The organism is Rhizobium sp. SRDI969 (genome assembly GCF_025152725.1).
GTDB lineage: Bacteria > Pseudomonadota > Alphaproteobacteria > Rhizobiales > Rhizobiaceae > Rhizobium > Rhizobium leguminosarum_I.
The window spans coordinates 43,018-67,809 of the sequence record NZ_CP104037.1 but is presented as its reverse complement, the minus strand read 5'-3'; the positions used below and the strand labels follow the sequence as shown (position 1 = coordinate 67,809).

Genomic DNA, 24,792 nt, shown 5'->3' with positions numbered 1-24,792 from the left:
TGATTTTACGCCTGCTGTCGCGCCGCACGGCACCGCGGCCTGGCAGGAGTTCGCCTTCGGCAACTTTGGTCGCATGCGCAAGAATTATGCAGTGCATGTTCTTCTTGATCGGTGGCTGCAGACTCATCGACCGCTCTGAAAACCGCCGAGGCCTCCGAAATCATCCCTGGTCGCGGGAAACCGCGGCCAGGGATGAGCTTTAATTCCGTCCACTCTTTCCCCCGGAGATCGTTCTTTTGGAAATTCGTTCCTATCCACCGGCATTAATCCATTTAATCTATAGACATAATTTAATTAGAGAGAAATGCGATGCGTATCGAAAAGTCTGAAAGCGGTCTCGGAAGACGAGATCTGCTGAAATTGTCTGCCGCGGCCGGGGTCGCCGTCGCTAGTGCTTCGCTGATCGGGCAGAAACCGGCTTTTGCCGCGGGCGAAGAACTGTCGCTGAAAGGCAAGCGTATCGCCATCAGCGCAACCGGCACCGATCACTTCTTCGATCTGCAGGCCTATAATGCCCAGATCGAAGAGGTAAAGCGCCTCGGCGGCGAGCCGATCGCCGTCGATGCCGGTCGCAATGACGGCAAGCTGGTCTCGCAGCTGCAGACACTGATTGCCCAGAAGCCGGATGCGATCGTTCAAATCCTCGGCACGCTCAGCGTCATCGATCCCTGGCTGAAGAAGGCGCGCGATGCCGGAATCCCGGTTCTGAGCGTCGACGTCGGTTCGACCAATTCGATCAACAACACCACTTCCGATAACTGGGGCATCGGCAAGGACCTGGCGCTGCAGCTCGTCTCCGATATCGGCGGCGAAGGCAATATCGTCGTCTTCAACGGCTTCTACGGCGTAACGCCCTGCGCGATCCGCTACGACCAGCTGGTCAATGTCGTCAAATATTTCCCGAAGGTGAAAATCCTCCAGCCGGAACTGCGCGACGTCATCCCGAATACTGTGCAGGATGCCTTCACGCAGATCACGGCCATCCTCAACAAATATCCGGAAAAGGGTTCGATCAAGGCGATCTGGTCGGCTTGGGACATTCCGCAGCTTGGCGCGACCCAGGCTTTGGCAGCCGCCGGGCGGACCGAGATCCGCACCTACGGCGTCGATGGCAGCCCGGAAGTGCTGCAGCTCATCGCCGATCCGAATTCGCCGGCCGGCGCCGATGTCGCCCAGCAGCCGGCGGAAATCGGCCGCACCGCCATCCGCAATGTCGCCAAGCTGCTCGCCGGCCAGACCCTGCCGCGCGAAACCTATGTTCCGGCCCTGCTCGCCAACAAGACCAATGTCGGCGAAGTCACCAAGAAACTCGGCATCGGCTGACACTGAACACGAGCGATCCGGTCATCGCCGGATCGCTCGCAATCTGCCCGCCCGGAGAGATCGACATGACGGCCATTTCGTTGAAGCAGCCGGTGACGGCACGCGACGACATCATCCGCTTTGAAGGCATCGTCAAGCATTTCGGCGGTGCGCAGGCGCTTGCCGGTGCGTCGCTGATCGTCAGGCGCGGCACCATCCACGGTCTCGTCGGCCAGAACGGCGCCGGCAAGTCGACGCTGATCAAGCTGCTTGCCGGTCTTCATCAACCGGATGGCGGCCGGATCGAGATCGAAGGGCAAACATTCGACAGGCTGACACCGCATCTTGCCGAAGAGCTTGGCATCCATTTCATTCACCAGGATCGGCTGCTGGTGCCAACCTTCACCGTTGGCGAAGCCCTGTTCCTTGGTCGGGAGCCGCGGATATCGGGCACGCCGTTCCTCGACCGGCGACTGATGCAGCGCCGGGCATCTGACATTCTCAACGACTATTTCGGTATCCGGTTGCCAAACGCCGCCTTGATCGGCGAATTGTCGACTGCCGAAAAGCAGATCGTGCAAATCACCCGCGCGCTCCTCAATCAGCCGAAGGTGCTCGTCTTCGACGAGCCGACGGCCGCCTTGGTGCGCCGCGAGGCCGATATCCTCTTCCGGTTGATCCGCCGTCTGCGCGACGAAGGCATCACCATCATCTATATCTCGCATTACCTGAACGAAATCGAAGAGCTCTGCGATCACGTCACTGTGCTGCGCAATGGGCTCGACGTCGCCTCCGTGCCGATCGGGGAGACTTCGGCCGGTGCGATTGCGCGGCTGATGGTCGAACGTGATATCAAGGAGATGTTTCCAAAGCCGCAGGTGACACCGGGCGAAGACATCCTCAAGGTCGAGCAGCTGTCGGCGCCAGGGAAATATAGCGACATCAGTTTCACGCTTCGCCGCGGCGAGGTGCTCGGCCTCACCGGCCTGCTCGGCTCCGGCGCAAAGGAGCTGGTCCGCACGCTCTTCGGTCTGGAGACCCCGGCTTCCGGCCATATTGAAATCAGCGGCAAGGCGGCCCGTTTCACCAATCCCACCCAGGCGGCCGGCCGCGAGATCGCCCTGGTGCCGGAAGATCGGCGTCGCCACGGCGTCGCGCTCGACCTCGGCGTCGCGGAAAATATCAGCCTTTCGAGCCTTGGCCGCTTCACCCGTTTCGGCTTTCTCGATCGCAGACGCGAACAGAGAGAAGTGGACGCTTTGATTGCGCGGCTGCAGGTGAAGACCAATGGGCGCGATGCCCTGCTGCGCACGCTTTCGGGCGGCAACCAGCAGAAGATCGCCATCGCCAAGTGGCTGAGCCGCCATTCCGAGGTCTATCTGCTCGACGAGCCAACGGTCGGGGTCGATATCGGCTCCAAGGTCGAGATCTATACGCTGATCGGCGAACTCGCGTCGCGTGGCGCCGGCGTCATCGTGCTGTCTTCGGATCTGCCCGAACTCGTCGGTATCACCGATCGCATCCTGGTGCTCTTCCGGGGTCGCGTGGTGCGGGAATTCATCTCGTCGCAGACCACGGCAGATGCGGTGCTGGCTCAATCGACCGGATCATCCGAGGGACAACGCCATGTCGGCTGAAGTGGAATTCGCGCCTTCCGTTTTTTCCGCTGCGGAACCGCCTCTCCGGCCGGCCGGCAATATTGCGGCTGCGGCATTGCGCTTCGGATCGCTGATCGCATTTGCCGCCATCCTGCTCATCTTCTCGCTGACCGCACCCTATTTCCTCAGCATCGGCAATATCGGCAACGTGCTTGGCCAATCGGCCATCTCCGGTGTGCTTGCCATCGGGTTGACGATCGTGCTGATTGCCGGCGGCTCCAATGTCGTCACCGGCGGCATCGACCTGTCGCTCGCGGCCAATATGGGCCTCAGCGCCGCCGTCTATGCGAGCCTGACGCAACTCGGCTACGGCGATGCGACGGCGATCGCCGCGACAATCCTCACCGGCGGGCTGATCGGCACGGTCAATGCCATTGCCGTCGTCTATGCCGGCATCGTGCCGCTGCTGGCCACGCTGGCCGTCATGAACGTCGTCGCCGGCCTGGAATTGGTGCTGACCGGCAATACGGTCCTGCCGGCCTCGACGCCTTTCCTGTCGGCGCTCTCGGCCTCGGATCCTTTCGGCATCCCGGTTCTTGCCTATGTGCTCCTCGGCTTCACGACGATCACCACGGCGATCGCGCAATATACGCCGCTTGGCCTGCGCCTCTATGCCGTCGGTGAGTTTCCGGATGCGGCGCGTGCCGCCGGTCTGCCGCTTCGCCGGCTGCTGGCCGGCGCCTTCGTCGCCAGCGGCGTCTCCGGCGGCATCGCCGGCATCCTGTCGGTTTCCTATCTGAGCGGCAGCACGACCGGTGCTGGCGAGATGCTGTTGCCCGTCGTCGTGACGGCCCTGCTCGGCTCGGTCTTTTCGCGCCGGCTGATTCCGACGATCACCGGGACGCTGCTTTCGGCCCTTTTGGTCGGCTTCCTGGTCAATGGTTTCCAGCTGCTGAACATTTCGAGCACGCTGGTCAGCGGCGTCCAGGGCGTGCTCATTCTCATCGTCGTTTCCGCGACCACGCTGCTGCGCCGGCAGGAGGCCTGACCATGTCGCTCCAGATCCCTCCCCCCGCCAGCATCGACTTGCCGCGTCTCATCGCCGGCGGCCTGGTGCGCTATGGGCTGATCCTCGCCCTGGTTGCGGTGTTTGCCGCCTTTTCCGTGGCAACGCCGACGTTCCTGTCGCCGGCCAACCTGCAGAGCATCCTGGTCAACAATTTCACGCTGCTTGCCATCGTCTCCGTCGCCATGACCTTCGCCGTCGCGTCGGGCGGCATCGATCTTTCGGTGGGAACGGCGATGGATTTTGCCAGCTTTGCCTTCGTCTCGCTCGTCCTCGCCGGGCAGCCGGTGGCAGTCGCTGCACTCGCGGGAATGGCCGCCGGAGCGTTCGTCGGTGCCTTCAATGCGCTGCTGATTTCAGGGATCGGCGTGTCGCCGTTCCTCGCCACGCTCGGCACGCTGTTCATCGGCCGCAGCGTTCAGCAACTGCTGACCAATGGCGGCAATCCGGTCTATCTGCCGCCGAACGGCGTGCCGGAAGCCTTCCGTTTCCTCGGCCACGGCACGATCGCCGGCTTCCCGATGCCGCTTGCCGCGGCCATCGTCGTCATCGCCGCTACTGCCATTGTTTTTGCCCGCACGCGTTTCGGTCGCGTCATCCTGTCGATCGGCATCCAGCCGGGCGTCGTGCGCTATTCCGGCATCGCCGCGCCGGCCCATGTCGCGGTGACATTCATCCTGGTCGGGTTGATCGCGGCAATCGCCGGCCTGATCCTGACCGCAACCGTCACCACCTACATCCCTTCCTCCGGCAATGCCTTCCTGCTCAATGCCATCGGCGCGACCTTCATCGGCACGACGCTCAGCCCACTCGGACGGCCGAATGTCGGCGGGACCGTTCTCGGCGCGCTGCTGCTCAGCATCGTCGCCAATGGGCTTCTGCTGACCGATCTGAACTTCTATTGGCAGCAGGTCGGCACGGGAACGCTGATCTTCGCCGTGCTCGCCCTGAGCTTCATCAACAGAAAGGCTGCCGGCGCGTAAGAGAGCCGGAAGCGGTCCTATCCCGCGGAGGCGTCTGAAATCATTCTGGATACGGCATTCTTCCAGCCGATGATCTTGCCCTGCCGCTCGGTCTCGTCCATCGAAGGGCTGAAGCGGCGGTCGCAGGCCCAGGCCTGCGCAAAATCCCGCTTGCCGGGCCAGATGCCGGCTTTTGAGCCGGCAAGCCAGGCTGCGCCCAGCGCCGTCGTCTCGCGGATCGCCGAGCGGTCGACAGGGTTTCCGGTCATGTCGGCCAGGCACTGCATCGTCCAATTCGAAGCCGCCATGCCGCCATCGACGCGCAGCACCGTTTCCAGCTGGTTGACGCCCCAGTCCTTCTTCATCGCCACCAGCAGATCGAGCGTTTGATAGGCGACGGATTCGAGCACGGCGCGGGCGAATTCCGCCGGCCCGCTGTTTCGCGTCAGACCGAAGATCGCGCCGCGCGCAGCCGGATCCCAATAGGGCGCGCCGAGGCCGGTGAAGGCCGGAACGATGTAGACCTGCTGTTCGGGATCGGCCTTGGCGGCAAGCACGCCTGCCTCGGATGCCTGGCCGATGATGCCGAGGCCGTCGCGCAGCCATTGCACGGCAGCACCGGCGATGAAGATCGAGCCTTCGAGCGCATAGGTTGTCTCGCCGTCGAGCCGGCAGGCGATCGTCGTCAACATCCGGTTGGAGGAGGAAACACGATCCCGGCCGGTGTTCAACAGGGCAAAGCAGCCGGTGCCGTAAGTGGATTTCATCATGCCGGGTTCGAAACAGGCATTGCCCATCGCCGCTGCCTGCTGGTCGCCGGCCACACCAAGGATCGGAAGTTCCGCGCCGAACAGCGCCTTGGCGACGCGGCCGAAATCATCGGCGCATTCCCTGACGTCAGGAAGCGTGGCGGCCGGAATGCGGAGAACGCCGAGAAGCTCCTCGTCCCAGGCACCGTCATCGATATTATAGAGCAGCGTTCTCGACGCATTGGTCGCATCGGTGGCATGCACGCGTCCATTAGTCAGATTGTAGATCAGCCAGCTGTCGATCGTGCCGAAGCAGACCTCACCGGCCTCGGCCTTCTCACGCAGACCATCGATGTTGTCGAGCAGCCAGCCGAGCTTCGTTCCGGAGAAATAGGGGTCGAGCAGCAGGCCGGTCTTGGCGCTGAACAGCTTCTCATATCCATCGGCCTTCAGGCTCTCGCACATTTCGGCCGTGCGCCTGTCCTGCCAGACGATCGCCCGGTGAAGCGGCGCGCCTGACCGTCGGTCCCAGATGACCGCCGTCTCGCGCTGATTGGTAATGCCGATCGCGGCAATGTCGGCGGCATCAATAGCGGCATCGGCGATCGCCCTGCGCACAGTATCGACGACGGACCGCCAGATTTCGGCGGCGTCGTGCTCCACCCATCCGGGCTGCGGATAATATTGGGTGATCTCTGCCTGCGCCGAGCCGGCCATTTTCATGTCGCTGTCGAAGATGATCGCGCGCGACGACGTTGTGCCTTGGTCGATCGAAAGAATATAGCCGCTCATATCCGTCTCCGGCTCGCACGAAACCGCTCCGCCCGGCAAAGAGGGCGGATGCGGAGATTTCATGAGAGAAAGATTGTGGGTGCCACCGGCTTGCGGCCGGTGGCGGGAAGTGATGGCCGGAAGCCTCGTTGCCTCCGGCCGAGGTCCGCCTTACTTCGACTGCCAGCTCTTGACGAGTTCGTCGTAGTTGACCGTGACCGGCTTTTCCTTCTCGTTCTCAATCTTCAGCTGCGGCGCAAGATTGCCCTTCTTCACCGCATCCGCGTTCCAGTAAGCGAGGTCATGCTCTTTGGCGAGTTTCGGGCCGATATCGCCCTGGACGCCCGATTTCTCGATACGGCCCATGACCTTCTCTTGCTCGCCGCAAAGAGAATCCATGGCTTCCTGTGGCGTCTTGGCGCCGGCAGCGGCGTCACCGATAGCCTGCCACCAAAGCTGAGCCAGCTTCGGATAGTCGGGAACGTTGGTGCCGGTTGGCGACCACTGAACACGCGCAGGCGAACGATAGAACTCGATCAGACCGCCAAGCTTCGGAGCGCGCTCCGTGAAGCTCTTGTCGCGAATGGTGGATTCGCGGATGAAGGTGAGACCGAGCTGGCTCTTCTTCACGTCAATCGTCTTCGAGGTCACGAACTGTGCATAGAGCCACGCGGCCTTTGCACGGTCCGTCGGGGTCGATTTCATCAGCGTCCAGGAACCGACGTCCTGATAGCCAAGCTTCATGCCGTCTTTCCAGTAAACGCCATGCGGGCTCGGTGCCATGCGCCATTTCGGCGTACCGTCTTCGTTCATGACAGGCAGGCCAGGCTTGACCATGTCTGCGGTAAACGCCGTATACCAGAAGATCTGCTGCGCGACGTTACCCTGTGCCGGCACCGGACCGGATTCCGAGAAGGTCATGCCCTGAGCTTCCGGCGGTGCATAGGCCTTCAACCAATCGAGATACTTCTGGATCGAATAGACGGAAGCTGGGCCATTGGTGTCACCGCCGCGCGCGACGCACGAACCGACAGGACGCGACTTTTCGTCGACCTTGATACCCCATTCGTCGACCGGAAGACCGTTCGGCAGACCCTTGTCACCATTGCCGGCCATCGAAAGCCAGGCGTCGGTGAAGCGCCAGCCGAGCGACGGGTCCTTCTTGCCGTAATCCATATGGCCGAAGACCTTCTTGCCGTTGACGTCACGGCCGGTAAAGAATTCGGCGATGTCCTCATAAGCGGACCAGTTGACCGGAACGCCAAGATCGTAGCCATACTTCGCCTTGAAATCGGCCTTGTTCTTCTCGTCGTTGAACCAGTCATATCGGAACCAGTACAGGTTTGCGAACTGCTGGTCGGGAAGCTGGTAGAGCTTCTTGTCCGGTGCCGTCGTAAACTTGGTGCCGATGAAGTCGTCGATATCGAGGCCGGGGTTGGTAACGTCCTTGCCTTCGCCGGCCATCCAGTCGGTCAGGTTGCGCACCTGCTGATAGCGCCAGTGGGTGCCAATCAAGTCGGAGTCGTTGACCCAGCCGTCATAAAGGTTCTGACCGGTCTGCATCTGCGTCTGGATCTTCTCGACAACGTCACCCTCTTGAATGACGTCGTGCGTGACCTTGATCCCGGTAATCGCAGTAAAGGCCGGAGCCAGAACCTCGGACTCATACTTGTGGGTGGTCAAGGTTTCCGAAACAACCTTGATGTCCATCCCCTGGAAAGGCTTCGCAGCATCGATGAACCATTGCATTTCCTTTTCCTGGTCGGCGCGAGAGAGCGTCGACACGTCGCCGATCTCTTTGTCCAGAAAAGTCTTTGCCTCGTCCATGCCGGCATAGGCCGACCCGGTCATGGCCAGCAGCACGGCTGCTGTCGTCGTCAATAAATGCCTTCGCATGATATCCTCCCAGGGTTTTGCGATTGCAGTCTTCACGTCTCAGGCGGCCAGAAAAACCCCGGCCGTCTGCATCAGTTTGCCTCACACGTAACGGAATACGCCGACGGCGTAGACAACGGAGAGAGCGAGAGCCCACCAGAGGCTTGATCCAACGAGACCAAGCCAGGCCAGATGGATAAAGGCGCTGCCGAGCAGCGAAAGGAAAAGCCGGTCACCGCGCGTCGTCTCGAAGCGCAGGATTCCGATCCGGGGATTGCCGCCCGGAGCGGCGTATTCCCAGACCCCCATGCCGATCAGCAGCAATGCGATGACGACGAAGAAAGTGGCCGTCGGCCAGGTCCATGCCATCCATGAAAAATCGGGAAGCGAAAAGCTCATCAAACCCTCCCCAGGGCGAAGCCCTTGGCGATGTAATTGCGCACAAACCAGATCACCAGCGCCCCTGGGATCAAGGTCAGAACACCGGCGGCGGCGAGCAGGCCCCAATCCATGCCGGATGCAGAGACGGTACGGGTCATGGTGGCAGCGATCGGCTTCGCGTCGGTCGTCGTCAGCGTTCGTGCGATCAGCAACTCGACCCAAGAGAACATGAAGCAGAAGAAGCAGGCGACACCTATGCCGCTCGCAATCAGCGGCGTGAAGATCTTCAGGAAAAAGCGCGGGAACGAATAGCCATCGATATAGGCCGTTTCGTCGATTTCCTTCGGCACGCCGGACATGAAGCCTTCAAGGATCCAGACCGCAAGCGGCACGTTGAAGAGGCAATGCGCCAATGCCACGGCGATGTGCGTATCGATGAGCCCAAAGGCTGAGTAGAGCTGGAAGAACGGCAGGGCAAAGACCGCCGGCGGCGCCATCCGGTTCGTCAGCAACCAGAAGAACAGATGCTTGTCACCAAGGAACCGATAACGGGAGAAGGCATAGGCCGCCGGCAGTGCGGCTGCCACCGAGATCACCATGTTGATCACGACATAGGTGATTGAATTGATGTAGCCGGAATACCAGGCCTTTTCCGTGAAGATCGTCACGTAATTGGCGATCGTCGGGTTATGAGGATAAAGCGTCAGAGAATTGACGATTTCCGCATTGGTTTTGAAGCTCATGTTGACGAGCCAATAGATCGGCAGCAGGAGCACAATGATATAGATCGTCGGAACCAGCCACCACCAGCGCGATTCCTCGCCGCGCCGGCGCATCAGACGGCTGACTTCATCGGCGGAGAGCCCGCTTGCGACACTGGTAACGCCAGAGATTTTTCGGCTCGCTGTCGTTTCGTTGGAGGCGCTCATTTCAATTCTCCGCGTCGTGGCTTGTCATGACGGTGTAGAACACCCACGAAAGCAGCAGGATGATCAGGAAATAGACCAGCGACATGGCAGCGGCCGGGCCGAGGTCAAACTGTCCGAGGGCGGTCTTGACCAGATCGATCGACAGGAAAGTGGTCGCGTTGCCGGGACCGCCACCAGTGACGACAAAAGGCTCGGTGTAGATCATGAAACTATCCATGAAACGCAGCAGTACGGCGATCAGAAGAACGCGCTTCATCTTTGGCAGCTGGATATAGCGGAACACAGCCCAACGAGAGGCACCGTCGATCTTGGCTGCCTGATAGAAGGCATCCGGAATGGAAACGAGGCCTGCATAGCAGAGCAAGACGACCAGGCTCGTCCAGTGCCAGACATCCATGATGATGACCGTCACCCAGGCGTCGAGCGGATCCTGCACATAGTTGTAATCGATGCCGATGGCATTGACGTAATAGCCGAACAAACCAATGTCGTTGCGGCCGAACACCTGCCAGATCGTGCCGACCACGTTCCACGGGATCAACAGCGGCAGCGCCATCAGAACCAGGCAAACCGGCACGCCGATGCCTGATTTCGGCATGTTGAGCGCAATGAAGATACCGAGCGGGATCTCAAGAGCGAGAATGATCAACGAAAAAATCAGGTTTCGCTGCAGGGCGGCCCAGAATCGGTCGGAATGCAGGATTTCGGTAAACCAGTCCGTTCCGTTCCAGAAGAACTGGTTGTTTCCGAAAGTGTCCTGAACGGAATAGTTCACAACCGTCATCAAGGGAATGACAGCCGAGAAAGCCACCAGCACGAGGACCGGCAGAACCAGAAACCAGGCTTTGTTGTTCCAGGTTTTTTCCATGATTAAGCCTCCGGTCCGGCGCGCCAGGAGTCGGCATAGATACTGATGCCCGATGGCTCGAAGGTCACCCGGGGATCAGCCGGAATTTCCTCGTCCTCAGGAACGATGACTGCGATTGGCTGGCCGGCAAATTGCGCGCGGACGATCTTCTGCCGGCCGATATCTTCCACCTTGCTGATCGTCACAGGCATACCCTCGCGGCCGACCCGGATAAATTCGGGCCGGATGCCAAGCTCTACCTTGGACGCCGACGAAGTCTTTGGCGCATAGTCGAGCGACAGCGCGTGCTCGCCGACCCGAACCGTACTGCCCTCTACCTTGGCCGGCATAAAGTTCATGCCCGGCGAACCGATGAAGTAGCCGACGAAGGTATGGCTTGGACGCTCGAAGAGTTCGGTCGGAGTGCCGATCTGCACGATCTCGCCGTCGTACATCACAACGACCTTGTCGGCGAAGGTCAGCGCCTCCGTCTGGTCATGCGTGACATAGACCATGGTAAAACCGAACTGCTTATGCAGCCGCTTCAGCTGCGATCGCAGCACCCATTTCATATGCGGATCGATAACCGTGAGCGGCTCGTCAAAGAGAATCGCGTTCACATCCGAGCGCACGAGTCCGCGGCCGAGCGAAATCTTCTGCTTTTGGTCCGCAGTCAAGCCGCGCGCCCGCCGCTTGGCCCAGCCGGCAAGATCAATCATCTCGAGGATCTCGCGGACGCGCCGGTCGACTTCCGCCTCGGCCACGCCGCGGTTGCGCAGAGGAAAGGCCAGGTTATCGTAAACCGTCATCGTGTCGTAGATGACCGGAAACTGGAATACCTGCGCGATGTTTCGCTGCTGCGTCGGCAGGTTCGTAACATCCTGCCCGTCGAAGAGAATCCGCCCTTCTGAAGGCTGAATGAGGCCGGAAATGATATTGAGCAGCGAGGTCTTTCCGCAGCCCGAAGGCCCGAGCAGCGCATAGGCGCCGCCGTCGTTCCACTCGTGGTGCACTTCCTTGAGAGCGTAGTCCTTCTCGCTCTTCGGGTTCGGCCCATAGGCATGTCGAATATGATCGAGGGTGATACGTGCCATGATCTTCTCCTAGCCCCTCTGCCTGGCAGTGGTGATCGCCCGGCCGTCCGCGCCGAACGCCATCAGGTGGCGCGTATCGATGAAAACGGAGAGATCCGTGTCCGGGTCGACATTGTGGATGCCGTGCGCAAGCATCACCCAGCGGGTGTCGGCAAATTGCAGATGCACGAAACTTTCCGACCCGGTGATCTCCGAAACCTGCGTCCTTGCCGTCATCCGCGCCGAACCAGCCGTCTGGGCAGTTGGTGCAAGATGATGCGGGTGAAACGCTATGGTGGCCGGCCCGTCCGGCACATTCTGAAGATGCGGCGGCACTGCAAAAAGCAAAACGCCATCGCGCAGGAAGTTGCCCTCCGATTTGACCAGATCAATGAAATTCAGCGGCGGATCGGCAAAGGTTTTCGCCGTCGTCAGATCGAGTGGATGACGATAGACCTCGACCGTCGGGCCAAACTGGGTGATCCGGCCCTCACTGAGCGCTGCCGTATTGCCGCCCAGCAACAAGGCTTCGGAGGGTTCCGTCGTGGCATAAACGAAGATTGCGCCGGACTGCGCGAAGATGCGCGGCAATTCCTGCCGCAGTTCCTCACGCAGCTTGTAGTCGAGGTTGGCAAGCGGCTCGTCCATCAAAACGAGGCTCGCATTCTTCACGAGTGCACGGGCAAGCGCCGTGCGCTGCTGCTGGCCGCCCGAGAGGTTGAGCGGCGTGCGATCGAGATAAGGCCCGAGTTTCAGAAGTTCGGCGGCCTTGCGCACCTCCAGATCGATGGTCTTGGCATCCTTGCCGGCAATCCGCAGCGGCGAGGCAATATTCTCGTAGACCGTCAATGCCGGATAATTGATGAACTGCTGGTAGACCATCGCGATGTTGCGCTTCTGGACAGGCATACCCGTCACGTCAGCGCCATCAAAATGGATCGTACCGGTCGTCGGCCGATCAAGGCCGGCCATCAGACGCATCAACGAGGTCTTGCCCGACAAGGTCGGCCCAAGCAGAACGTTTAGCGTTCCTCTTTCAAAAACAAGATCGGTTGGGTGGATATGATAGTCTCCTCCCACCATCTTTGCGGCCTTCCGCAGTTCCAGCATTCCTGTTCCCGTGCCTCCACGCAGCGGGGACCACACGCCGCCTATCCGACCATCGCCGGTATGGCAGCCATGTACTCCTCCAGTGACTGGGCCTGCTCCTTCGAAAGGCGCAGACCATCCTTTGTTCTCCTCCACAGCACGTCTTCGGCGTGCCGGGCCCATTCATATTCGACCAGATAGGTTACCTCGGCCTCGTAGAGATCGCCGCCGAACAGCCGTCCGAGATCGTCGAGGCCGCGGGCTTCGCCGAGCAGCATTTTGGCCCTGGTGCCGTAGCGGCGTACCAGCCGGCGGGCGTGCCGATCGGCGAGGAACGGATAACGCCGTTTCAGATCGGCGACCTCGGCATCGTAACCCCGGACCGGGAAGTCGCCGCCGGGCAGATGGCTTTTGGCCGTCCACGGGGCGCCCTTGACGCCGACCGCAGCGCCGATCTTCTCCAGCGCATGTTCGGAAAGCCGACGATAGGTGGTGAGCTTGCCGCCGAAGACGTTGAGCAGCGGCGCGGCATTTCCTTCGCCCTCCAGCTTCAACACGTAGTCGCGCGTCGCCTCCTGCGCTTTCGAGGCGCCGTCGTCATAAAGTGGCCGGACCGCCGAATAGGTCCAGACGATATCCTCCGGCCTGACCGGCTCCTTGAAATATTCCGACGCAGCATTGCAGAGATAGACCGTCTCCTCCTCCGAAATCCTGACATCCTTGGGATCGGCGGTGTAGTCGCGATCCGTGGTGCCGATCAGGGTGAAGTCGCCCTCATAGGGGATGGCGAAGATGATGCGGTTGTCGGGATTCTGGAAGAAATAGGCGCGCGGATCGTCGAATTTCTTCTTCACGACGATATGGCTGCCCTGGACGAGGCGGACATGGTGGGCTTCGTTCTGGCCGAAAGCAGAACGTATGACATGGTCGACCCAGGGGCCGGCGGCATTGACCAGCATACGAGCTTGATGGCTATCGTTGCGGCTGGTGACCACGTCGGTGGTCTCGATATGCCACAGACCGTTCTCGCGCCTTGCCGACACCACCTTGGTGCGCGGCATGATGGTCGCGCCCTTGTCGGCGGCATCGCGGGCGTTCAGCACCACCATGCGGGCATCGTCGACCCAGCCGTCGGAATATTCAAAGGCCTTGGAAAACAGCGCCTTCAGCGGCTTTCCGGCCGGATCGCGGCGCAAGTCAAGCACCGATGTCGGTGGCAACAGCTTGCGGCCGCCAAGATGGTCGTAAAGGAAGAGACCGAGCCGGATCAGCCAGGCCGGCCGGATGCCGCCCTTGTGGTAGGGCAGCACGAAACGCAGAGGCCAGATGATGTGCGGCGCCATCGCCCAGAGGATCTCGCGCTCCATCAGCGATTCTCGCACCAGGCGGAACTCGTAATGCTCGAGATAACGCAGGCCGCCATGGATCAGCTTGGTGGCGCCCGACGAGGTACCCGAGGCGAAATCGTTCATTTCCGCCAGCGCCACCGAATAGCCGCGCCCGACGGCATCGCGCGCGATGCCGCAGCCGTTGATGCCGCCGCCGATGACGAATATGTCGTAAATCTCCCGGCCCAATATCCCCTCCGAGCCCACTCCCAATTTCGCATCGCACAAAACTTGCGCAATTGCGAAAGCAACATCAGTTAAAACGAAAGAGATCCGAATGTCAAACGAATGTTTGGTGGGGAGATGGCTGTCTAACGAAATCTGCCGTTGGTTTCGATCAGCTTCACATTGTTTTCGAGGCAGAGACTGCGGATCGACGGCACCGGACAGTGATCGGTGATGAAGGTATGAACCTGGGAAAGCTGGCCGATCCTGACGGGTGCGGTGCGTTCAAACTTCGTCGAATCGGCAACGAGAATGACATGTCGGGCATTGGCGATGATTGCCTGAGCGACCTTCACTTCGCGAAAATCATAGTCAAGAAGCGCACCGTCGATGTCGATCGCAGACGCGCCGATCACGGCGTAGTCGACTTTGAACTGGCGGATGAAATCGACGGCCGCCTCGCCGACGATCCCGCCGTCCGAACCGCGCACGACCCCGCCTGCGATTACCACCTCGATTGCCGGGAAAAGGCGCAACCTATTGGCAACGTTTATATTGTTGGTGATCACCATCAGCTCGTGATGGTTGGCGAGCGCCTCGCCCACCGCCTCTGTCGTCGTTCCGATGTTGATGAAGAGCGAGGCGCCGCTCGGGATGAGCTCGACCGTCGCAATGCCGATCGCCTGTTTCTCGGAAGCGGCGATCTGGCGGCGCGCTTCGTATTTGACATTCTCCGTCCCACTCGGGAATGTGGCGCCGCCATGGATGCGCGTCAGCAGCTGCGCATCGCAGAGATCGTTCAGGTCCTTGCGGATCGTCTGGGGCGTCACCGAAAAGCGGGAGGCGAGCTCCTCCACCAGAACCCTGCCGCTCGATTTCGCAATCGCCACGATTTCAATTTGCCGGTCGGTCAAGAACATGAGCGCGCGCCTTTCGATCTGCTTTCGTTTTAGAGAAAGCGAACCGCAGCGCAATGCCTATCTGTTGCCGGGCCGCCTTCCCGGCCCGAATTCGACGCTACCGCTTCCGCATCACGTTGACGACCAGCACGCCGAAGATTGCCATGACGCCGCCGATTGCGCCGAGCATGGTCGGTGTTTCGCTCAGCCAGACGAACCCGATCAGCGTGGCGACCGGCGGAACGCCGTAGAGGAAATTCGAGGCGCGGGCGGCGGTCAACCGCTTCAGGGCAATCGCCCAAGTGAGGTAGCCGATCGCGGTTGGGAAGATGACGAGATAGGCAACCCCCCAGTTCACCTTCGCCGGTGCGGCGGCAAGCGCCTGGATCGTCGCTGGAACGGCCGGAAACAGCGGCACGGAACCGATCAGCAGGATCCAGGCAGTGACGGCAAGCGCCGGCAGCCGCCCGAGCAGCGGCTTCTGCAACACGCTGGCGATCGCTGAGCAAAGCGCTGCGCCAAGGATGAGGACCGCATTTGGATCGAGCTTGAAACCACCGTCGGAGGCGACTGCAATCAGCGCCACGCCGCCGAAGGAAATCGCGGTGCCCGCCCAGCCCCAGCGGCCGAAGCGCTCGCCGAGCGCGAATGTGGCGATGAGGGCGGTGAAGACCGGCATGGTGTTAATGATGAAGCTCGCCGGTCCAGCGGCAACGGTCTGCTCGCCGGTGTTCAGCAGAACCGCATAGGCAGCAATGAAAAGCACGGCGGCAACGGAGAGACGAACGAAATCGCGTTTTTCCGGCATCGGCCGGTAGATAACGAGATAGACGAGCGCGATGACACCGGCTGCCACATAGCGGGCTGTCGCCAGTTCGATCGGCGTCAGCGGTCCGAGGCAGATCCGGATCACCACGAAGGAGGACGCCCAGAAGAGGATGGTGACGAGGATCGCCGCAAAGGCCACCAGATCAAACCCGCCTTGCTGTTTCGTCGAAATCGGTGCGCTTGCCGCCATGCTCATTTTCGCCTCCACATGTTCCTGCAACAGTGGATTAGGCCATCGATGCGTGCTTGAAAAGCATCGCAATCGATGATCAAATGTGCGTATGGTTCACAGCTCGCCAGTGCTTCCGCCGCTCGATACGCTCGAGACCTTTGCCCGTGCCGCCCGGCTCGGATCGTTCTCGGCCGCGGCGGAGGAAAGCGGCATCACCCACGGCGCGGTGTCTCGGCAGGTCTCGCGCCTGGAGCGCTGGATGGGCGTACGGCTGTTTGCGCGCGAAGCTCGGGGCGTGCGCCTGACGCCGGAAGGTATGCGGTTCTTCGCGCGGGCGGAGGAAGCGCTCGCGCTGCTCGGCAATAGCGGCGAGCGCTGGCTGCCTCGTCGCAACAAAGCAGTGGTGCGCCTTTCGGTGACGCCCTCCGTCGCCTCTCTATGGCTGTTTCAGCGCCTGCCGAAGCTCGAAGGAAACGAGCTGCATGTCGAGTTGACGCTCGAACACCGGCTGGCGGATTTCGGCGAAGGCACGGATCTCGCCATTCGCTGCGGCAAGGGGCCGTGGGCCGGCGTGCGTGCCCTGCCGCTCTGGCAGGAGAAATCGTTTCCGATCGCCGCCTCGATGCTGGCGGACCGGCTCGGGCAGCGCTCCGATGCCCTTTCGCTGCTCGAGATGCCGATCCTGCATGATTCGAATATTGAAGGCTGGCGCCGCTGGCTCTCCCGTGAGGGTGTCGACTACACGCCGCGCGGCCACGACCGGCGCTTCGAGGACTACAATCTGGTGATCGATGCCTGTGCGCAGGGGCTCGGCATCGCGCTCGCGCGCCCGCCGCTGTCGGATGCCGCGCTGGCCACCGGGCGCGTCGTAGCCGTCTCGGAGCGGACACTCGATTACCATGTGGCCTTTCACCTGATTAGACCGGACGATGCGCTTAGAAGCCCTGCCATCGAATTCGCCAGCCGCTTTCTGCGCGAGGCTGGCCATGACGAGGCGACGATCGCTACTTTTATCGCACCCGGTCGAGTAAAAGCGTAGGCGGAACGGACGGCCCGCGCTAATCGAACCAGTTGATCTCAGAGCAGACAAACGACGGCATGCCGCTACGCGGGCGAAGGGAAAGAAACCATGGCGCCAGCCACTCGATGGCAAGAGAGTCGGGGCCGCTCAACTGTTTATCGCGAATGCACCGGCTAGATGTCAGACCTCCGAGCAATAGGATTTCTTATGATACGCAGCTCCTCGCGAAGCAATATCCTGAAACACACAGTGCGATCCGATGCAGAAAAAGCGCGCATTTGTGCCGCGAACAATGCAGACCTTTATCAGGCGATGTTCCGTGCCCATGGACTGCCTGATCAGCGGACCAGTGCATTTTGGTCAAGCGATGCGATCGCGCCCCCCTACTATTCCAACATGACGACACTCGACCCGGACGCAACAGAGGAACAGCTGATTGAAATCGGTCGACTGACAGATCGACTAGAGCGTATCCGGATTTAGTTGAATCGGAAGGGATTCCGTTTTTGTGTGTTTTGTGATTCAAGATGCTGGCTGGAGTGGAGGCCAGCATCGAATGACGCGACCTCTTTCCAATGATCTTCGTGAGCGTGTTGTTGCTGCAATCGAAGCCGGTGAGAGCTGCCGGTCGGTTGCGGCGCGGTTCGGTATTGCCGTGTCTTCAGCGGTAAAGTGGTCGCAGCGTTATCGTTCGAGCGGATCTGTCGCGCCTGGGAAGATGGGCGGCCACCGCAAGCGGGTTCTGGAGCCGCATCGGGCGTTTATCGTGGAGCGGATCAACCAGACGCCGCATGTGTCACTGCACAGGTTGAAGGAAGAGCTGGCCGCGCGAGGGGTGAAGGTATCCCACGATACGGTATGGCAGTTCCTGCGACGTGAGGGATTGCGGTTCAAAAAAAACACTGTTCGCCCTTGAGCAGGCGCGCGCTGACGTCGCGCGACGGCGACAGCGCTGGCGATCCTGGCAGGCTGGCCTCGATCCAAGACGGCTGGTCTTCATCGATGAAACCTGGATCAAGACCAACATGGCGCCGCTTCGAGGGTGGGGGCCGAAGGGCAAACGCCTGCGCAGCTTCGCGCCGCACGGACATTGGCGCACCCTGACTTTCCTCGGCGCGTTGCGCTGCGATCGGCTCACCGCACCCTGTGTCTTCGATGGACCGATCAACGGTGAGTGCTTTCGCGCCTATGTCGAGCAGCAACTCGTACCGGTGCTCAAACCCGGCGACATCGTCGTGATGGATAATCTCGGCTCCCACAAGTCGGTCGCCATCCGTCAGATGATCCGCAACGCTGGTGCTCGGCTCTGGTACTTGCCGCCATACTCCCCCGACCTCAATCCGATCGAACAGGCTTTCGCCAAAATCAAGCACTGGATGCGCCTGGCTCAGAAGCGAACCATCGATGACACCTGGCGCCACATCGGACACCTCGTCACAACCATCGAGCCCAGCGAATGCAGCAACTACTTCGACAATGCCGGATACGCTTCCGTCAAAACCTGAAACGCTCTAGGACGGCGACCTGGTTTCAAAGACGGGTTTTCCAGGCTGGATCTCGTCAACAAGGGATTCCAGTTGTTGTTTTCCGCATCATGGATTTGGGCTGAACCTCACAGACTTTCAGCGCGTACGCCTCAAGATTGGGCACGCATTCGCGATGCGGCGGCACTGGATCGCTGGGAACATTCCTGGAAAGAGGCTGGTAGCCCGACCGATGCCAACGTCTTCACACCGGCGCTGCTTTCCGATCCCAACATGCATATCTACGGCCGATGGGCCGGCGATGGTTTTGATGCGGGCTGCATCGTAAATCGATCACCCCAAGCTGTAGGGATCTCCAATATCTTTAGCTTGACTGGTTCGCCGCGGGCTTTCCCAGATGCCATTTCGTTGGCCACTATCGCCTTTTCACCCGATGTGCCGCTGGTCGGGTATGACAGTGGCGCAGCATTAAACGAAATGACAAAGCTCGGCTTCAGGTCAGTCGGCAAACTGAGGATTTGGCTATCTGAGGACGCTTCCTAAGCGTCCTCTATTTGCTCTCAAATAGCGTAGTTTGATGTGAAACCAATGCTACGCCCTCTATAGTGCTCGGGCGGCGTGCCGTAGCCATCCCCGATCTTCCGACAATTCCCAACCAAGACCTCGTCCTCGTCGGGCGTTGCTATTCGAATATCCATGATGTCGTGATCCGGCTTGGGCGTGCGAGGGCGCGAAATCGCTCCTCAGAAGAGGTGGCGCCCCTTGCCGCCATGCGGCGGGAGGCGCCAAAAGGCATATCAATTCGCTGCCGTCAGCGTCATCGAGGCACTGCCGGCCGCAAGGTTGAGGCCGAGCTGACCGGTCAGGCTGACCGTCTGCAGATGGATCGAACCGGAGGTGCCGCCAACCAGGAGATTGGCGCCGACACCGGCGCCGAGCGTCGCCTCGGCAGTAGCGCCGACATAGAGGCCGGCGAGCGATCCGCGGTGATAGCCGGCCGTCGGCGCGAACACGGCCCAGATCAGGCGGCTGCGCGTGGTGAAGCCAATGTCGATGCCGAGCTTTCTCACTTCGCCGGTATAACGATCCGAAAGTTCGTTGCCGACGGTCGACTGGAAGATGCAGTCAGCCTCTTTGGAGGAACCGAGCACGTAACCCGTGCCGCCACCAATATCGCAGGTGAGGTAGCCGATTTTCACGCCATTGCGCAGATCCGGCTCTTCATATGTCCTCGTGACGAGGTCAGCGGCATTGACCGCCCCCGCACCGACAAGCGTCAACGATACCGCGGCAAACGCCGTCGCAACAATTTTCTTCATAAGTCTCTCCTTCTCAAATCGTGACGGGAGCATACCCGGCTACTCGCCACCAGATTCGGCAACAGATAACGGACGAAACCGCAAAACGATCCCGAACCGGCATCATTTACGCATCGCATGTCAAAGCGCGTGGGAGGGCGCAGGCGACAAACACGCTTACGGTTCAGCCCCATTGGGACATTTCGAAGGCATCTTTTCGCGTTATCCGGTTATTTCACGATGTTGTCAGGGATGGTTGCTGGAAAGGCACGGTCCCGACCGCCGCCAACTCTCAACGAGCGGTAGCATGCACATCGCAGGCACCCTTATTTGCGTAGACGATCGATGATCGCGCAGGTTGCCATGCCATATAGATATCTGTACTATTTGAAGATACTCTCCATGCGGCACTGTAACTGGAGAGGAAACGGCATGATGTCTTGGCATTGCCGCAGAATTTCCGCTTGCTTTCCGGAATTATGCTTCTGTTCGAACAGAAACTAAGTTTGAATTTGAGAGATATAATCAGGCGATATTTTCGCGGGGGGCGGACAATCGTACGCCCGCCGATCTCTATTGGAGATGGCGGGCAATCTATCGGGAGGGAAAGATGGGCATAAGCAGGACAAATATCATACTGGCGGGATGCCTTGCCGTCTCCGCCTGCCAGTCCGGGCCGACGTCGCAGGCCGTCTCGGATCGTAATTCCGAATTCGGCTGCATTGCGGGAACCGTCGGCGGCGCGATTGTCGGCGGCTTGATCGGCAGCACGATCGGCGCCGGAACCGGGCAAGTGCTTGCTATCGGCGCCGGCATCGGCGGCGGCGGTTACGTCGGCAACCGTCTGGCTTGCCGCTAATTGGAGAGGGATAACAAGCGATGAAGACCTTGGCTTTGGTGACCACATTCATACTGTGCCAATGCGTTGGGGCAGTGGCGCAACAACAGCAACAGCCCGGATCGATGTATCAGGGCCAGATGGATCGGCTTGACACGAATACCACCAAGACCGTCGACCGATCGGAATACGAGACCTTCATGGGCACGGCTTTCGGAAGTCTCGACAAAAACAAGGACGGCAGCCTGCAGTCCGATGAGACGGTGCAGATTCTGACGGCCGCGCAATTCACTTTGACCGACGCGAACCACGACGGCCGCATCAGCCGCAGCGAATTCATGCAGCGGGTGATGGCGGATTTCGCGACAGCCGACCACGACCGGGACGGAAACCTTCAGTGACGGAGGCGTCAAACCGGATGTGGCAATGAAGAAAAACCCGGCAATGTTCGCCGGGTTTCATGCTCGATTTGTTCGCACTAGGTTCTTCTCATCAGTTGCATAACGAGCGAGACGACGAACAGCACCAGGAAAATGAAGAACAGAACCTGGGCAATGGAAGCTGAAGCCCCTGCGATGCCGCCAAATCCGAGGACGCCGGCAATCAAGGCCACGACGAGAAACACGAGAGCGTAATAAAGCATCGCAATCTCCTTGTACGTTGCTGCGGTGATAACGAAGGCAGCCCCATTTGGTTCCCGTCCGTCTGATGGCCGGGACATGCAGCGTCGCATCAGCTCCATTCAGCCGACCTGAAAGACGCCGCTGTACATCCGGTCGCCTTCATTCGGCTCGGGAGGTTCGGCTGCGTCGAGATAGGCCTTGAGCGGCCCGGTCAGGACGAACCAGATGCTGGCTCCCAGCATGAAATAGGCTCCCACCGGATCGTCGATGCGGGCGATGAACGGAAGGCAGGCGGATGCGAAGAGGACGATGATCCGCACCGACCACTCCGCCTCACGTTTAGCGATGGCGCGCGCTCTTAGCGACTTGTATTCCCGGGCGCCGTAACCGCCTTGCCCTGCCTTCACAGCCGAAAGCAGCTTTCGAGCGGACGGCAGCGCCAGCATGACCAGCGCGGCAGCACTGAGCGTGAAAGTCTCGCCGGCCATGACCTGCCCGCTCGCGATCAGGAGAAAGGAGAGCACAACGAGATTCCACGTCGGCTCCAGCAGCTCCGGCGGTTGCCGCGTGCGGATATGCCAACTCCGCAGCAAACCCGCCGCGCCGTGCAGTAGCGGCTGATCGATGTAGCGATTGATCCAGTCCATGCCGATGCGCCCGTCCCCGATTGCATGAAGAGGCCTCCGAACACCACGGAATTTGGTCATCATCGTGGCAACAGCCGCCGAATCCGTTCTTTGCGTGGAAGAAGCCGCCTGCCCGTACGGCCGATGACGGCAAAATACGAAGGTGGCATCAGAGTACTGCAACAGCCGTCTAAAGTGCGTCGCTTTAAATCTTTATTTTTGCGCATGTCGTTATCGCAAACCGCTGCACACTTTTGCGCGACATGCTTTGGCGCAATTCCGCGCGACCTCCCAGACATGGCCCGACGGATCGGCAAAAGCCGCGGTGCGGCGGCCCCATGGGCGATCGGTCGGGCCGTTGAGCAGCGTGACCCCGAGTTTGCGCAGTTCTGCAAAAACCGCATCGACGTCATCGACCTTGATCGTCAGCAGCAAGCGTACGCCCGAACCGAGCGCTGACACTGCGACCGGCTCGACCAGTTGATGCGCCTGCGCTGCATCGAGTTGCTTCGAGCGGCCAACCGATATCGCTGGCCGGCTCTCGCTTGTCGTTCCGACGCTGACGGTTTAGACATGCCGCGCAAAGAAAATCGTCAGCTTCGCAGTCCGGGCGCCTCGTGGCCGGTGCGCGCCACATATTCGGTATAGCCGCCGCCATATTGATGGATGCCCTCGGGCGTCAGCTCCAGTACCCGGTTGGAGAGTGCGGCCAGGAAATGCCGATCGTGCGAGACGAACAGCATCGTGCCCTCATATTGCGACAGCGCCTTGATCAGCATTTCCTTGGTGTCGAGGTCGAGATGGTTCGTCGGCTCGTCGAGCACGAGCAGGTTCGGCGGATCGAACAGCATGATCGCCATGACCAGCCGCGCCTTCTCGCCACCGGATAGGACCCGGCACCGCTTCTCGACATCGTCGCCGGAGAACCCGAAGCAGCCGGCCAGCGCGCGCAAGGGCCCCTGCCCGGCCTGGGGAAACTGGTCCTCCAGCATCTGGAACACGGTGCGCTCGCCGTCTAATATGTCCATGGCGTGCTGGGCGAAATAACCCATCTTGACGCTGGCGCCCAGTGCAACGCTGCCCTGATCAGGCGCGGTGGAGCCGGTCACCAGCTTCAGCAGCGTCGACTTGCCGGCGCCGTTGATGCCCATGATGCACCAGCGTTCCCGGCGGCGCACGACGAAATCCAAACCCTCATAGATGCTGCGGCTGCCGTATTTCTTATGGACATTCTTCAGGTTGACCACGTCCTCGCCGGAGCGCGGCGCCGGCTGGAACTCGAAGGAAACGATCTGACGGCGCTTGGGCGGCTCCACCCGGTCAATCTTCTCGAGTTTCTTCACGCGGCTCTGCACCTGCGAGGCATGCGAGGCGCGTGCCTTGAAGCGCTCGATGAACTTAATCTCCTTGGCGAGCATCGCCTGCTGGCGTTCGAACTGGGCCTGCTGTTGCTTCTCGTTCTGCGCCCGCTGCTGCTCGTAGAATTCGTAGTCGCCGGAATAGGCCGTCAGCGTGCCGCCGTCGATCTCGATGATCTTGGTGACGATACGGTTCATGAACTCGCGGTCGTGCGAGGTCATCAGCAGCGCGCCCTCGTAGCCCTTCAGGAATTCTTCCAGCCAGATCAGGCTTTCCAGATCCAGATGGTTGCTCGGCTCGTCGAGCAGCATGACGTCGGGACGCATCAGCAGAATGCGGGCGAGCGCCACGCGCATCTTCCAGCCGCCCGACAGCGCACTGACATCGCCGTCCATCATCTCCTGGCTGAAGCTTAGGCCGGCGAGCACTTCGCGGGCGCGTCCCTCGAGCGCATAACCATCCAGCTCCTCGTAGCGCGCCTGCACCTCGCCGTAGCGCTCGATGATCTCTTCCATGTTGTCGGCCTGTTCGGGATCGGCCATGGCCGCCTCGAGCTCGCGCAATTCCCCGGCAACGATGCTGACAGGACCTGCACCATTCATCACCTCGGCAACGGCGCTGTGGCCGGCCATTTCGCCGACATCCTGGTTGAAATAGCCGATGGTGACGCCCTTCTCGCAGGAGACCTGCCCCTCGTCGGGCTGCTCCTCGCCGTTGATCATCCGGAAGACGGTCGTCTTGCCGGCGCCGTTCGGGCCGACGAGACCGATCTTCTCACCTCTGTTGAGCGCTGCGGACGCCTCGATGAAGAGGATGCGGTGGCTGAGCTGCTTGCTGATATTTTCGATACGGATCATGGTTTGCGCGGGAGCCTGGAAAGAGATTTTGGCGCTCTTATGCCACGCGTTGACACGGCAGGATAGGCCTGTTTCCCACCCTCTCGATGTCGGGAGCATGATGCTGAAACAGTGAGCGGTTTTCGGACGACATCATGCTCACCTTCTTTAATTTTGGGCCGGATTGGCTAATATTGTGGCTCGCGCCAACGGAGACCTGTGCCAATGAGCGTTCGTCCGCCGCAATCCTTCAGACAATCCGAGCAGGATAGAAACGGCTTCAACGTCCTCGAATACGAGTTGATGTCGGCGCGCGCGGATTCGCTCGGACGGCACGGGCTAAAGGTGGAGGCAGCCCTTGCCGCCCTGAAGGCCTGGGCTGCCGACCGCCAGAGCGCCGAAGACCGCGAGAGGCTTCTCAACGAAGCCTCCGACGCCGTCTGGGCGTTCTTCATCCAGCGTGAGATTTGCGGCTTGCGGAACAACCGCGACGCCATCCAGCGCTACGGCATCCCGAACGAAGTGATCGCGAGATTGGGCGCGATCAGGAAATGACGAGGGCAGCGGCTGGTGTGGCTGCCGTCCCGCCCCTCTACTGGGTGGAAATCCCCCG

The 24,792-nt window shown here is 60.5% G+C and carries 25 protein-coding genes and 2 pseudogenes; 11 read left to right on the top strand and 16 right to left on the bottom strand.

From position 1 onward, the window contains the following. Positions 1 to 309 precede the first annotated feature (309 nt). The 4 genes from N2A41_RS27460 (at position 310) to N2A41_RS27445 (ending at position 4,949) form a co-directional block, all read left to right on the top strand. Positions 310 to 1,323, top strand: coding sequence for a sugar ABC transporter substrate-binding protein (locus tag N2A41_RS27460; RefSeq protein WP_260111669.1), 1,014 nt, complete (start codon positions 310 to 312; stop codon positions 1,321 to 1,323). 65 nt (positions 1,324 to 1,388) lie between these two features. Next, complete coding sequence (locus N2A41_RS27455; RefSeq protein ID WP_260111668.1) at positions 1,389 to 2,939, top strand: sugar ABC transporter ATP-binding protein; 1,551 nt, start codon at positions 1,389 to 1,391, stop codon at positions 2,937 to 2,939. Then, positions 2,929 to 3,948 (top strand): ABC transporter permease, encoded by a 1,020-nt coding sequence (locus N2A41_RS27450; RefSeq protein ID WP_260111667.1) that lies wholly within the window; start codon positions 2,929 to 2,931, stop codon positions 3,946 to 3,948. Before N2A41_RS27455 ends, N2A41_RS27450 begins: the two co-directional genes overlap by 11 nt. Before the next feature lie 2 nt (positions 3,949 to 3,950). Next, on the top strand, positions 3,951 to 4,949 hold the full coding sequence (locus tag N2A41_RS27445) for an ABC transporter permease (RefSeq protein ID WP_260111666.1): 999 nt from the start codon (positions 3,951 to 3,953) through the stop codon (positions 4,947 to 4,949). Between the two features lie 17 nt (positions 4,950 to 4,966). On the opposite strand, the gene glpK is transcribed toward N2A41_RS27445, so the two are convergent. The 10 genes from glpK to N2A41_RS27395 all read right to left on the bottom strand — a co-directional run bounded on the left by glpK (position 4,967) and on the right by N2A41_RS27395 (position 16,130). Continuing rightward, entirely contained in the window at positions 4,967 to 6,469 is a 1,503-nt protein-coding gene (gene glpK / locus N2A41_RS27440) for a glycerol kinase GlpK (RefSeq protein WP_260111665.1), read from the bottom strand. Positions 6,470 to 6,619: 150 nt separating this feature from the next. Further along, complete coding sequence (locus N2A41_RS27435) at positions 6,620 to 8,344, bottom strand: ABC transporter substrate-binding protein (RefSeq protein ID WP_162116629.1); 1,725 nt, start codon at positions 8,342 to 8,344, stop codon at positions 6,620 to 6,622. An 81-nt stretch (positions 8,345 to 8,425) separates the two neighbouring features. Further along, a complete protein-coding gene (locus N2A41_RS27430; RefSeq protein WP_162116628.1) occupies positions 8,426 to 8,722 on the bottom strand; it encodes a DUF2160 domain-containing protein in 297 nt (98 codons plus the stop codon). Then, entirely contained in the window at positions 8,722 to 9,633 is a 912-nt protein-coding gene (locus N2A41_RS27425) for a carbohydrate ABC transporter permease (RefSeq protein ID WP_170280653.1), read from the bottom strand. The genes N2A41_RS27430 and N2A41_RS27425 overlap by 1 nt, the downstream gene beginning before the upstream one ends. 1 nt (position 9,634) lies before the next feature. After that, complete coding sequence (locus N2A41_RS27420; protein ID WP_162116627.1) at positions 9,635 to 10,501, bottom strand: carbohydrate ABC transporter permease; 867 nt, start codon at positions 10,499 to 10,501, stop codon at positions 9,635 to 9,637. 2 nt (positions 10,502 to 10,503) lie between these two features. Further along, a complete protein-coding gene (locus tag N2A41_RS27415; protein WP_162116626.1) occupies positions 10,504 to 11,574 on the bottom strand; it encodes an ABC transporter ATP-binding protein in 1,071 nt (356 codons plus the stop codon). Between the two features lie 9 nt (positions 11,575 to 11,583). Further along, entirely contained in the window at positions 11,584 to 12,663 is a 1,080-nt protein-coding gene (locus N2A41_RS27410; protein ID WP_017969347.1) for an ABC transporter ATP-binding protein, read from the bottom strand. A gap of 41 nt (positions 12,664 to 12,704) precedes the next feature. Continuing rightward, positions 12,705 to 14,219, bottom strand: a complete 1,515-nt coding sequence (gene glpD, locus N2A41_RS27405; protein ID WP_260111664.1) for a glycerol-3-phosphate dehydrogenase — start codon at positions 14,217 to 14,219, stop codon at positions 12,705 to 12,707. A gap of 122 nt (positions 14,220 to 14,341) precedes the next feature. Then, the gene (locus N2A41_RS27400; protein ID WP_017969345.1) at positions 14,342 to 15,115 is read right to left on the bottom strand and encodes a DeoR/GlpR family DNA-binding transcription regulator; all 774 of its coding nucleotides are present in this window, start codon (positions 15,113 to 15,115) and stop codon (positions 14,342 to 14,344) included. Between the two features lie 97 nt (positions 15,116 to 15,212). Beyond that, positions 15,213 to 16,130: a DMT family transporter gene (locus N2A41_RS27395; protein ID WP_170280650.1), complete on the bottom strand. Its 918-nt coding sequence runs from the start codon at positions 16,128 to 16,130 to the stop codon at positions 15,213 to 15,215. Positions 16,131 to 16,203: 73 nt separating this feature from the next. Here N2A41_RS27395 and N2A41_RS27390 point away from each other — a divergent pair, with 73 nt between their 5' ends. The 4 genes from N2A41_RS27390 to N2A41_RS27375 all read left to right on the top strand — a co-directional run bounded on the left by N2A41_RS27390 (position 16,204) and on the right by N2A41_RS27375 (position 19,142). Continuing rightward, positions 16,204 to 17,133 (top strand): LysR family transcriptional regulator, encoded by a 930-nt coding sequence (locus tag N2A41_RS27390; RefSeq protein WP_162116624.1) that lies wholly within the window; start codon positions 16,204 to 16,206, stop codon positions 17,131 to 17,133. 189 nt (positions 17,134 to 17,322) lie between these two features. After that, positions 17,323 to 17,598 carry a hypothetical protein gene (locus N2A41_RS27385; protein WP_260111663.1) on the top strand — a complete coding sequence of 92 codons (276 nt, stop codon included), beginning with the start codon at positions 17,323 to 17,325 and terminating at the stop codon, positions 17,596 to 17,598. 73 nt (positions 17,599 to 17,671) lie between these two features. After that, positions 17,672 to 18,620, top strand: a protein-coding gene (locus tag N2A41_RS27380; protein WP_162115351.1) for an IS630 family transposase whose coding sequence is annotated in 2 segments (ribosomal slippage) — positions 17,672 to 18,007 and positions 18,009 to 18,620 — 948 coding nt in all. Because the reading frame shifts where the segments join, the coding sequence is not laid out codon by codon here. 75 nt (positions 18,621 to 18,695) lie between these two features. Beyond that, on the top strand, positions 18,696 to 19,142 hold the full coding sequence (locus N2A41_RS27375) for a hypothetical protein (protein WP_260111662.1): 447 nt from the start codon (positions 18,696 to 18,698) through the stop codon (positions 19,140 to 19,142). 56 nt (positions 19,143 to 19,198) lie between these two features. On the opposite strand, the pseudogene N2A41_RS27370 reads toward N2A41_RS27375, so the two are convergent. Next, a pseudogene (locus N2A41_RS27370) lies at positions 19,199 to 19,297 on the bottom strand (GNAT family N-acetyltransferase); the annotation flags it as partial. A gap of 99 nt (positions 19,298 to 19,396) precedes the next feature. After that, a complete protein-coding gene (locus tag N2A41_RS27365) occupies positions 19,397 to 19,918 on the bottom strand; it encodes a DUF992 domain-containing protein (RefSeq protein ID WP_260111661.1) in 522 nt (173 codons plus the stop codon). 589 nt (positions 19,919 to 20,507) lie between these two features. Here N2A41_RS27365 and N2A41_RS27360 point away from each other — a divergent pair. Together N2A41_RS27360 and N2A41_RS27355 are read left to right on the top strand one after the other, a co-directional pair. Next, positions 20,508 to 20,756 carry a hypothetical protein gene (locus N2A41_RS27360; RefSeq protein ID WP_170256981.1) on the top strand — a complete coding sequence of 83 codons (249 nt, stop codon included), beginning with the start codon at positions 20,508 to 20,510 and terminating at the stop codon, positions 20,754 to 20,756. A gap of 20 nt (positions 20,757 to 20,776) precedes the next feature. Beyond that, entirely contained in the window at positions 20,777 to 21,136 is a 360-nt protein-coding gene (locus tag N2A41_RS27355; protein ID WP_170280648.1) for an EF-hand domain-containing protein, read from the top strand. 77 nt (positions 21,137 to 21,213) lie between these two features. Here N2A41_RS27355 and N2A41_RS27350 read toward each other — a convergent pair whose 3' ends face one another. The 4 genes and pseudogenes from N2A41_RS27350 to N2A41_RS27335 form a co-directional block, all read right to left on the bottom strand. Next, a complete protein-coding gene (locus N2A41_RS27350; RefSeq protein WP_162116620.1) occupies positions 21,214 to 21,378 on the bottom strand; it encodes a DUF1328 domain-containing protein in 165 nt (54 codons plus the stop codon). A gap of 99 nt (positions 21,379 to 21,477) precedes the next feature. Further along, a complete protein-coding gene (locus N2A41_RS27345; protein WP_170256983.1) occupies positions 21,478 to 22,068 on the bottom strand; it encodes a hypothetical protein in 591 nt (196 codons plus the stop codon). Between the two features lie 147 nt (positions 22,069 to 22,215). Continuing rightward, positions 22,216 to 22,473 (bottom strand): annotated as a pseudogene (locus N2A41_RS27340) (VOC family protein); the annotation flags it as partial. Between the two features lie 104 nt (positions 22,474 to 22,577). Continuing rightward, positions 22,578 to 24,200: an ABC-F family ATP-binding cassette domain-containing protein gene (locus tag N2A41_RS27335; protein WP_170256984.1), complete on the bottom strand. Its 1,623-nt coding sequence runs from the start codon at positions 24,198 to 24,200 to the stop codon at positions 22,578 to 22,580. Positions 24,201 to 24,404: 204 nt separating this feature from the next. Between N2A41_RS27335 and N2A41_RS27330 the strand changes: the two genes are divergently transcribed. After that, positions 24,405 to 24,734, top strand: coding sequence for a DUF6665 family protein (locus N2A41_RS27330; protein WP_032986043.1), 330 nt, complete (start codon positions 24,405 to 24,407; stop codon positions 24,732 to 24,734). The last annotated feature ends 58 nt before the right edge of the window (positions 24,735 to 24,792 follow it).

Bases quoted from the DNA above. Each gene is read 5' to 3' on its own strand.
- N2A41_RS27460 (WP_260111669.1), top strand. From the start codon at position 310: ATGCGTATCGAAAAGTCTGAAAGCGGTCTCGGAAGACGAGATCTGCTG.
- N2A41_RS27455 (WP_260111668.1), top strand. From the start codon at position 1,389: ATGACGGCCATTTCGTTGAAGCAGCCGGTGACGGCACGCGACGACATC.
- N2A41_RS27450 (WP_260111667.1), top strand. From the start codon at position 2,929: ATGTCGGCTGAAGTGGAATTCGCGCCTTCCGTTTTTTCCGCTGCGGAA.
- N2A41_RS27445 (WP_260111666.1), top strand. From the start codon at position 3,951: ATGTCGCTCCAGATCCCTCCCCCCGCCAGCATCGACTTGCCGCGTCTC.
- glpK (WP_260111665.1), bottom strand. From the start codon at position 6,469: ATGAGCGGCTATATTCTTTCGATCGACCAAGGCACAACGTCGTCGCGC.
- N2A41_RS27435 (WP_162116629.1), bottom strand. From the start codon at position 8,344: ATGCGAAGGCATTTATTGACGACGACAGCAGCCGTGCTGCTGGCCATG.
- N2A41_RS27430 (WP_162116628.1), bottom strand. From the start codon at position 8,722: ATGAGCTTTTCGCTTCCCGATTTTTCATGGATGGCATGGACCTGGCCG.
- N2A41_RS27425 (WP_170280653.1), bottom strand. From the start codon at position 9,633: ATGAGCGCCTCCAACGAAACGACAGCGAGCCGAAAAATCTCTGGCGTT.
- N2A41_RS27420 (WP_162116627.1), bottom strand. From the start codon at position 10,501: ATGGAAAAAACCTGGAACAACAAAGCCTGGTTTCTGGTTCTGCCGGTC.
- N2A41_RS27415 (WP_162116626.1), bottom strand. From the start codon at position 11,574: ATGGCACGTATCACCCTCGATCATATTCGACATGCCTATGGGCCGAAC.
- N2A41_RS27410 (WP_017969347.1), bottom strand. From the start codon at position 12,663: ATGCTGGAACTGCGGAAGGCCGCAAAGATGGTGGGAGGAGACTATCAT.
- N2A41_RS27400 (WP_017969345.1), bottom strand. From the start codon at position 15,115: ATGTTCTTGACCGACCGGCAAATTGAAATCGTGGCGATTGCGAAATCG.
- N2A41_RS27390 (WP_162116624.1), top strand. From the start codon at position 16,204: ATGGTTCACAGCTCGCCAGTGCTTCCGCCGCTCGATACGCTCGAGACC.
- N2A41_RS27385 (WP_260111663.1), top strand. From the start codon at position 17,323: ATGATACGCAGCTCCTCGCGAAGCAATATCCTGAAACACACAGTGCGA.
- N2A41_RS27365 (WP_260111661.1), bottom strand. From the start codon at position 19,918: ATGAAGAAAATTGTTGCGACGGCGTTTGCCGCGGTATCGTTGACGCTT.
- N2A41_RS27360 (WP_170256981.1), top strand. From the start codon at position 20,508: ATGGGCATAAGCAGGACAAATATCATACTGGCGGGATGCCTTGCCGTC.
- N2A41_RS27355 (WP_170280648.1), top strand. From the start codon at position 20,777: ATGAAGACCTTGGCTTTGGTGACCACATTCATACTGTGCCAATGCGTT.
- N2A41_RS27350 (WP_162116620.1), bottom strand. From the start codon at position 21,378: ATGCTTTATTACGCTCTCGTGTTTCTCGTCGTGGCCTTGATTGCCGGC.
- N2A41_RS27345 (WP_170256983.1), bottom strand. From the start codon at position 22,068: ATGATGACCAAATTCCGTGGTGTTCGGAGGCCTCTTCATGCAATCGGG.
- N2A41_RS27335 (WP_170256984.1), bottom strand. From the start codon at position 24,200: ATGATCCGTATCGAAAATATCAGCAAGCAGCTCAGCCACCGCATCCTC.
- N2A41_RS27330 (WP_032986043.1), top strand. From the start codon at position 24,405: ATGAGCGTTCGTCCGCCGCAATCCTTCAGACAATCCGAGCAGGATAGA.